General features: G+C 72.3%; 6 protein-coding genes and 1 pseudogene. 2 read left to right on the top strand and 5 right to left on the bottom strand.

The features are described from left to right. From C1J00_RS33440 to C1J00_RS33420, 5 genes and pseudogenes are all read right to left on the bottom strand, one after another. Positions 1–467, bottom strand: a pseudogene (locus C1J00_RS33440) (DUF5336 domain-containing protein); the annotation flags it as partial. A gap of 157 nt (positions 468–624) precedes the next feature. Next, entirely contained in the window at positions 625–1,578 is a 954-nt protein-coding gene (locus C1J00_RS33435; RefSeq protein WP_102912721.1) for an N-acetylmuramoyl-L-alanine amidase, read from the bottom strand. Positions 1,579–1,641: 63 nt separating this feature from the next. Next, entirely contained in the window at positions 1,642–1,929 is a 288-nt protein-coding gene (locus tag C1J00_RS33430) for a hypothetical protein (RefSeq protein ID WP_102912720.1), read from the bottom strand. 156 nt (positions 1,930–2,085) lie between these two features. Further along, positions 2,086–2,736 (bottom strand): class I SAM-dependent methyltransferase, encoded by a 651-nt coding sequence (locus tag C1J00_RS33425; protein WP_102912719.1) that lies wholly within the window; start codon positions 2,734–2,736, stop codon positions 2,086–2,088. A 105-nt stretch (positions 2,737–2,841) separates the two neighbouring features. Continuing rightward, positions 2,842–4,581, bottom strand: a complete 1,740-nt coding sequence (locus C1J00_RS33420) for an MFS transporter (RefSeq protein WP_102912718.1) — start codon at positions 4,579–4,581, stop codon at positions 2,842–2,844. A gap of 266 nt (positions 4,582–4,847) precedes the next feature. Here C1J00_RS33420 and C1J00_RS33415 point away from each other — a divergent pair, with 266 nt between their 5' ends. Then, positions 4,848–6,254, top strand: coding sequence for a cytochrome P450 (locus C1J00_RS33415; protein ID WP_102912717.1), 1,407 nt, complete (start codon positions 4,848–4,850; stop codon positions 6,252–6,254). Positions 6,255–6,289: 35 nt separating this feature from the next. After that, positions 6,290–7,771 (top strand): MFS transporter, encoded by a 1,482-nt coding sequence (locus C1J00_RS33410; RefSeq protein WP_102912716.1) that lies wholly within the window; start codon positions 6,290–6,292, stop codon positions 7,769–7,771. The last annotated feature ends 166 nt before the right edge of the window (positions 7,772–7,937 follow it).

The raw sequence follows: 7,937 nt of genomic DNA, 5'->3' as shown, positions 1-7,937 counted from the left end.
CAGGCCGGGAGCAGGGCGCCCTTGAGTGCCGGGACGAGGGGGGTCGCGAGGGCGGCGGCGGCCATCAGCAGCGTGGCGATGAGGGCGAGGATCATGCCGATGCCGGGGCTCGGGGCGTTGACGCTGCCGTTCTCGCCGATGTTGTCGAAGCCGCCGGGCACGTCGAAGATGTTGCCGAGCGCGCTCCACGCGGCGAACACCGTGAAGGCGATGCCGAACGGGGCGAGTTCCAGGCCGGCGATCTTCGGGGCCTGCGGCAGACCCCGCGCGACGACGACGAGGGCGGCGCCGATGATCCCGGCCAGCACGACGCTGAACACGACCGGGCCGCTGCCCCACAGGCTGGGGAGGTCGACGCTGTCGGGGACATTGTCGAACGAGTAGAGGTCGAGGAACGACGCGATCAACAGCAATACCGCTGCTCCGATCACCACGCCGTCGCCCCGAGTGAGGGAGCGGATATTCACTTCAGGTCCTTCGTAGGTCGTCTCATCGTCGGTAGAGGCGTCGCTGTCACCATGCCGCCGTCCGGACTCGGTGTGAAGCGCGGGGGTGGCCCCTCATCGTAGGAGGACCCTATCGTCCGCCCGGTCAGGGTGTCCGCCGGGATCTGCCGGTCCGGGACTACCCGCGCAGAAAACTCACGATTCCCTCGGAGATCCCTCGCGCCGCCTTCTGTCGCCACGCGCCGCTGGTGAGCAGCGCCGCGTCCTTGCTATCGCGCATGTTGCCGCACTCGATGAACACCTTGGGAACCGTTGACAGATTGAGACCGCCCAGGTCCTTACGCGTGACGAGACCGCCGCCGTCGCCGACGTAGTTGGACGGCGCGGTGCCCGTGACCGCTACGAAGCGGCCGGCGACGCTCTCGCCGAGATCGCGCGAAGGGGCGACGATCGCCCGGGTGTCCGCGGCGCCCGCCCTGACCGCACCGGGCAGGATCACGTGGAAGCCGCGGTTGCCGGCGCCCGAGCCGTCCGCGTGGATCGAGACGACGGCGTCGGCCTTCGCCTGGTTGCCGATCCGGGCCCGCTCGTCCACGCACGGCCCGTACGGCCGGTCGCCGTCCTGCGTCAGCTTCACCGTGGCGCCCTGCTCCTGAAGGAGCGTGCGCATCCGGTGCGCCACGTCCAGCGTGAACTTCGCCTCGGCGTAACCGTCGTTGGTGGACGTGCCCGTGGTGTCGCACTCCTTCCGGTTCGTCCCGATGTCCACCTGGCGGTTGATCTCGGACGCGTGCCGGAAGTTGCCCGGGTTGTGCCCCGGGTCGATGACGACGATCTTGCCCTTGAGCGGGCCGGAGGCGGCGGGCGCGGACGCCGAGGGGGTGTCCGTGGGCTCCGGGGAGGCGCCCGGCTCCTTGGCGTCGTCGGAGGGCGCGGCGCTCGACACGGCGGGCGGGGAGGACCGTACGGTCGCCCGCCCCGAACCGCCGTCGTCCCCCGGGCCGCCCACCGTCTCGTACACCAGCCAGCCGAGCAGCGCCCCCGGCACCAGCGCGGCGAGCGCGACGGTCAGGGGGCCGCGGCGGGGGCGGCGGTTCTGGGGAGGTTCGAAGTCCGGGCCTACGTACGACACGCCCGCCACCCTAGCGGCCGTCAGCGGGGGCCACGGGCCGAGGACGGCCCGATCGGACGGCGGCTACGTCCCGTTCCCGCCGCCGTCCCCGTGCCGTACCGCCTCCTTCACCCGCGCCTCCACCTCCTGGCGCGGGGTGCCCTCCTGCTTCGCGTACCCGGTCACCGCCGCCTGGACGTCCCGGGCGAGATCGCGCCAGGCCCGCCAGGCCGTCTCCCAGGTGGTGGTCTGCTGGTCGCTCCACTTGGTCTGGGTGGGCGGCCCGTACGCGTCCTGCAGATGACGCACGCGGGCGTACGCCTCGTCCGCCGCGCGTTGCTTCTCCACGAGCTCTGCGAAGGTGTGTGCCACGCGCCCGGATCCTTGGGCAGCGGCGGTCGCCCGCCGACGCGCCACGCCGCCGGTGGGCCGACCGGGAGGGGTGCGGAGGGTGCAGTTCACCCGCCCAGCCGTTCTCTCGGATGTCCGGGCTGGTGCGGGGCGGGATCCGCACGATCAGCCGTTGTCTCAGATGCCCGGTCCGGTGCGGCGCAGGACCCGCAGCGAGTCCGTCGCCGAGACCTCCGTGAAGGCGCCGGACGCCAGCGCCCGGAGGTAGACGCGGTACGGGGCCTGGCCGGTGAACTCGTCCTGCGGGTCGGGGAAGACGTCGTGGATGAGCAGCAGGCCGCCCTCGGCGACGTGCGGGGCCCAGCCCTCGTAGTCGGCGGTGGCGTGCTCGTCGGTGTGGCCGCCGTCGATGAAGACGAACCCCAGCGGCGTACGCCAGAACGCGGCGATGCGCGGGGAACGCCCGACCAGCGCCACCACGTGCTCCTCCAGGCCCGCCCCGTGGAGCGTGCGGCGGAACGTGGGCAGCGTGTCCATCAGCCCGATCTCCGGGTCCACGGTCGCCGGGTCGTGGTACTCCCAGCCCGGCTGCTGCTCCTCGCTGCCGCGGTGGTGGTCGACGGTGAGCGCGCTGACCCCGGCCTCGCGGGCCGCGTCGGCGAGCAGGATCGTGGACCGGCCGCAGTACGTGCCGACCTCCAGCAGCGGCAGCCCGAGCCGCCCGGCCTCCACGGCCGCCGCGTACAACGCCAGGCCCTCACCGACGGGCATGAAGCCCTTCGCCGCCTCGAACGCGGCCAGGATCTCGGGCTTCGGGGCCGCGGACATGGGGGCTCCCCTCTCGGTCGTACGACGGTCAGGGCGCCCATCGTGCCGCACCCCCTGCCGCAGGGCGACAGGGGGTACCGGTGAGTAGCAGGGGTGGGGCGCGAGTCAGGCGGAGACCGTCTCGCCCGGCAGCGGCAGGTCCAGGTCGACCGGACGCTCGTCGCCCGCGTGGGTCGCGGACGAGGCGAGCGGCCCGTGCCCCGTGGCACGTGCGGCCACGACGTAGGCGCCCTGCGCGGGGACGGTGAGCGCGTAGCTGCCGTCCTCGGCGGAGAGCGTCGCGCCCGCCTGGCGGCCGCGGCGGTCGATCAGCGTGACCTTGGCGCGGGCGACCGGAACACCGTCGGCGGCCAGTACCCGGCCGCGGAAGCCGCGCAGGACCCGCTCGGCGCGCTCCAGCGCAGCGTCCTCCTCGCTGCTCGCGCGCAACCGCGGCTTGTCCGACGGCCGTCCGCCCGGCAGGAACAGCGCCAGGAGCAGGCCCACGGCCACCGCGCCCGTCGCGATCAGGAAGGAGACCCGGAAGCCGTGCATGGTCGGGATCTCGACACCGCCGACGTTGTCCGCGGTGTTCGCCAGCACCATGCCGACCACGGCGCTCGACACCGACGTGCCGATGGAACGCATCAGCGTGTTGAGGCCGTTCGCCGCGCCCGTCTCCGACGCCGGGACCGCACCCACGATCAGGGCGGGCAGCGAGGAGTAGGCAAGGCCGATACCCGCGCCAAGCAGGACCGAGATGACCAGGCTCTGCCAGGCGGCGCTCATCAGCCCGAGGCCGGCGCCGTAGCCGATAGCGATGATCAGCAGGCCGAGGATCAGGGTGACCTTGGGGCCGTACTTCGCGGACAGCCGGGCGTAGACGGGCGCCGTGAACATCATCGTCAGGCCCAGCGGCGCGACGAGCAGACCTGCGACGACCATCGACTGGCCGAGACCGTAGCCGGTGGACTTCGGCAGTTGGAGCAGCTGGGGCAGGACCAGGGAGACGACGTAGAAGGAGACGCCGACCATGATCGAGGCGAGGTTGGTGAAGAGGACGGCCGGGCGGGCCGTGGTGCGCAGGTCGACCAGCGGGGCTTTCAGGCGCAGCTCCATCACGCCCCACAGCACGAGCACGACCGCCGAGGCGGCGAACAGGCCGAGGGTGGTGCCGGAGGCCCAGCCCCAGTCGCTGCCCTTGGTGATCGGCAGCAGGAACAGGACGAGCCCGGCGGACAGGCCGATCGCACCCGGCAGGTCGAAGGAGCCCTGGGCGCGCATCGGGGACTCGGGCACGACGAGCAGGGTGAGGGCGATGGCGAGGACGCCGAGGCCGGCGGCGCCGTAGAAGAGGGCGTGCCAGTCGCTGTGCTGGGCGACCAGAGCGGCGGCGGGCAGGGCGAGGCCGCCGCCGACGCCTATGGAGGAACTCATCAGCGCCATCGCCGAGCCGAGCTTCTCCCGGGGCAGCATGTCGCGCATCAGTCCGATGCCGAGCGGGATCGCGCCCATCGCGAAGCCCTGCAGCGCACGGCCGGTGATCATGAGCAGCAGATCGCTGGTGAGCGCGCTGACCAGGGCGCCGACGACCATCACCGCCAGGCTGAGGATCAGCATGCGGCGCTTGCCGTAGAGGTCGCCGAGGCGGCCCATGATGGGGGTGGCCACCGCTCCCGACAGGAGGGTCGAGGTGAGGACCCAGGTGGCGTCGCTGGGGGCGGTGTCCAGCAGTTGCGGCAGATCCTTGATCACCGGAACGAGCAGGGTCTGCATCACCGCGACAACGATGCCCGCGAAGGCGAGCACCGGGACCACGGCCCCGCTCGCTCTGCCGGCGGGGCGGTCTGTCGTCGTCTGCGTCATTGAGGAGGGCCTCCGGGCCGGGGAGCGTCGGGTTTACGTGGAGTCTGAACCTCGTATGTCCAGGCAACTATTCCGTTGCTTCGGCACCCTAACGAAAACTTGACCCTCTCTTGGTGTGGCCGGGGGATTGTGCGGCGGGCCCGGGCCCCCGGGTCCGCGTCCTCGGCCGGCGTCGGGTGGCGCATGACACGTTCATGGCGGGATTGCGCCGGCGAAAGTCCAGGGAAGTCATAGGGGCGTCCACGACTGCCCTGAAGGGATGACCCGTGACGTCCACTGCGCCTCCCCCCATACCCCGGGCCGCAGGATCGTTTCCGTTCATCGGCCACGCTCTGAAGATGCGCGACAACCTCGGCTTCATCGACTCGCTGCGCGAGACGCGGGAACCACTCGTCGAGATCGTCCTGCAACCCGGGACGCGCACCGTCGTGGTCCAGGACCCGGCCCTGATCCACCAGATGCTCAAGGCGCTGGGCCCCACCCTCGACAAGGGCCGGCTCTACGACAAGCTGGGCCAGCTGCTGGGCGACAGTGTCGTCACCGCCATCGGCCGCAACCACGTACGCAAACGCCGCCAGCTGCAACCGGCGTTCGCCCACACCGAGATCAGCCGGTACGTCGACATCATGCGCGCCGAGGTGACGGCCACGGTCGCCGACTGGGAGCCCGGACGGAGCCTCGACGTACGCGAGGCGATGGTCGGGCTCAGTCTCGACATGCTGGCCAAGACGGTGTTCGCCGGCAGCCTCGACGACGCCGTCTTCCGCCGGCTGCGCAGCGACCTGTCGGTGGTGCTGAACGACGTCGGCGTGCGCATCATGCTGCCCGACTGGGCCGAGCGCCTGCCGCTGCCCTTCAACCGCCGCTTCGACCGGGCCCAGGCCGGAGTACGCGCCACCGTCAACGCCGCCGTCGAGGAACTGCAGGCCTCCGGGCACGACACCGGGGACATGCTCTCCATGCTGTTGCGCGCCGTCGACGAGGAGACCGGTGAGCCGCTCACCGGGCACCAGATCTGCTCCGAGATCCTCACCCTGGCCGTGGCGGGCACCGAGACCACCGCGTCGGTCATGTCCTGGGCACTGTACGAACTCGCCCGCCACCCCGGCATCGAGACCCGGGTCCTGGCCGAACTGGACGAAGTCCTCGGCGAACGGCCGGTCACCTTCGACCACGTGACCCGGCTGGCGTACCTGAACCGGGTGATCACCGAGACCCTGCGGCTGCACCACCCCGGCTGGCTGGTCACCCGCCGCTGTACCCAGGAGACCCGGCTCGGCGAATGGACGCTGCCCGCCGGCACCGAGCTGGCCTACTGCCAGCACGCCCTGCACCGCGACCCCGAGCGCTTCCCCGACCCGCTCGCCTTCGACCCGGACCGGTGGACCGACCCCGCGCAGAAGGAGCCTCCGCCGGGCGCGTTCCTGCCCTTCGGGGACGGCAAGCACAAGTGCATGGGGGACCGTCTCGCCCTCACCGAGATGGTCACGGCGCTCGCGACGATGCTGCGTTCGGTACGGCTGGAACTCGCCGAGGGCCAGGTCATCCGCCAGGTCGCCCGGCTCACCGTACGGCCGCGCAGCCTGCGGATGACCGTCCACCCCCGGAACCGCCCCCAGCCGGGGCCGGCCTCTGGAAGGTCCCGGGGCCGAGAGACCGGACCGGCCAGGTGAAATCCCGATGCAAGTGGTGCAAGGTAGTTGAGAGCATGACACCCATGCCTGAATCCGCCGACGCCGCCACCGCCAGCCCGTCCCGCCCCTTCCGCATGCCCCGGCTGTCCCGGCCGCGTCCGGGCGGGGCGCCGCCGATGTGGCTCGTCGTGGCGCTCACGTGTGCCGGGCAGTTCCTCGTCGTGCTGGACGTCTCGGTCGTCAACGTGGCCCTGCCGTCCATGCGGACCGGACTCGGGCTCAGCGAGCAGGGCCTGCAGTGGGTCGTGAACGCCTACGCCATCGCCTTCGCCGGGTTCATGCTGCTCGGCGGCCGGGCCGGGGACCTCTACGGCCGCAAGCGGATGTTCCTCGTGGGGCTCGGGCTGTTCACCCTGGCTTCGGCGGCCGGCGGCTTGGCGCAGGACGACTGGCAGCTGTTGGTGGCGAGGGGCGTGCAGGGTCTCGGCGCGGCGGTGCTGGCGCCCTCGACGCTGACGATCCTCACGGCGTCGGTCCCTGAGGGAGCGGCCAGGGCCAGGGCCATCGGCACGTGGACGGCGGTCGGGGCCGGCGGTGGCGCCGCGGGCGGCCTGGTCGGCGGGCTGCTGGTGGAGACGCTGTCGTGGCGGTGGGTGCTGCTGATCAACGTGCCCGTCGGGGCCGTGGTGCTGGGCGCGGCCGCCTGGTTCCTCGTCGAGGGCCGGGCCGGTGACGGGCGTCGGCTCGACCTGCCCGGCGCGCTGCTCGTCACGGCCGGGCTCGGCACGCTGGCCTACGGCATCTCCCAGACGGAGGCGGCGGGGTGGACGGCACCGGCCACCCTGCTGCCGCTGCTCGCCGGCCTGTCCCTGCTCGGGGCGTTCCTCGCGGTCGAGGCCCGCACGGCGAGTCCGCTCATGCCGCTCGGCCTCCTGCGCATCCGCTCGGTCTCCTCCGCGAACGTCTCGATGTTCCTGTGCGGTTCGGCGATGTTCTGCATGTGGTTCTTCATGACCCTGTACGCGCAGAACGTCCTCGGCTACACCCCGTTGGAGGCCGGCCTCGCCCTGGTGCCGAGCTCCCTCGCCGTCATCCTGGGCTCCAAGCTCGCGCCCCGCCTGATGCGGCCGATCGGCCCGCGCAACGTCGCCGTGCTCGGAACCGTGGTCGCCGTGGCCGGCTTCGCCTGGCAGTCCACGATGACGTCCGACGGCTCCTACACCACGGCGATCCTCGTCCCCGGCGCCCTCATGATGCTCGGCGCGGGCCTGGCCGCGACCCCTCTGGCCTCCCTGGCCACGTCCGGCGCCGCCCCTCAGGAGGCGGGCCTGGTCTCCGGCCTCGTCAACACGTCCCGCACGATGGGTGGTTCCCTGGGCCTGGCGGTCATGTCCACCCTGGCGGCGGCCGAGTCGGCGGGCAGCGCGACTCCGCAGGCCCTGACGGAGGGCTACGCACTCGCGTTCCGGGTGGGGGCCGTGGTGCTGGCGGCCGGGGCGGCACTGATGTGGTTGTGGCTGCCGCGGACGGCGGGGGAGCGGGAGGCTGCCGCCTGAAAGCGTGCGCCGCGTGAAAGCATGCGCCGCCTGAAACGGTGCGCCGCCTGAATACGTGCGCCGCCTGAAATCAGGCGACCGGCGCGGCCCGGAATCGGAGCGTGACGACCCGCCACGGGTGCGCCGCCGCTGTTTCGGCCCGGGGGCGGGGTGACCCGTCCCCGGG

This window comes from Streptomyces cahuitamycinicus, assembly GCF_002891435.1.
GTDB classification, from domain to species: Bacteria; Actinomycetota; Actinomycetes; order Streptomycetales; family Streptomycetaceae; genus Streptomyces; species Streptomyces cahuitamycinicus.
The sequence above is the reverse complement of the archived record's forward strand: the minus strand, read 5'-3'. Positions and strand labels throughout refer to the sequence as shown.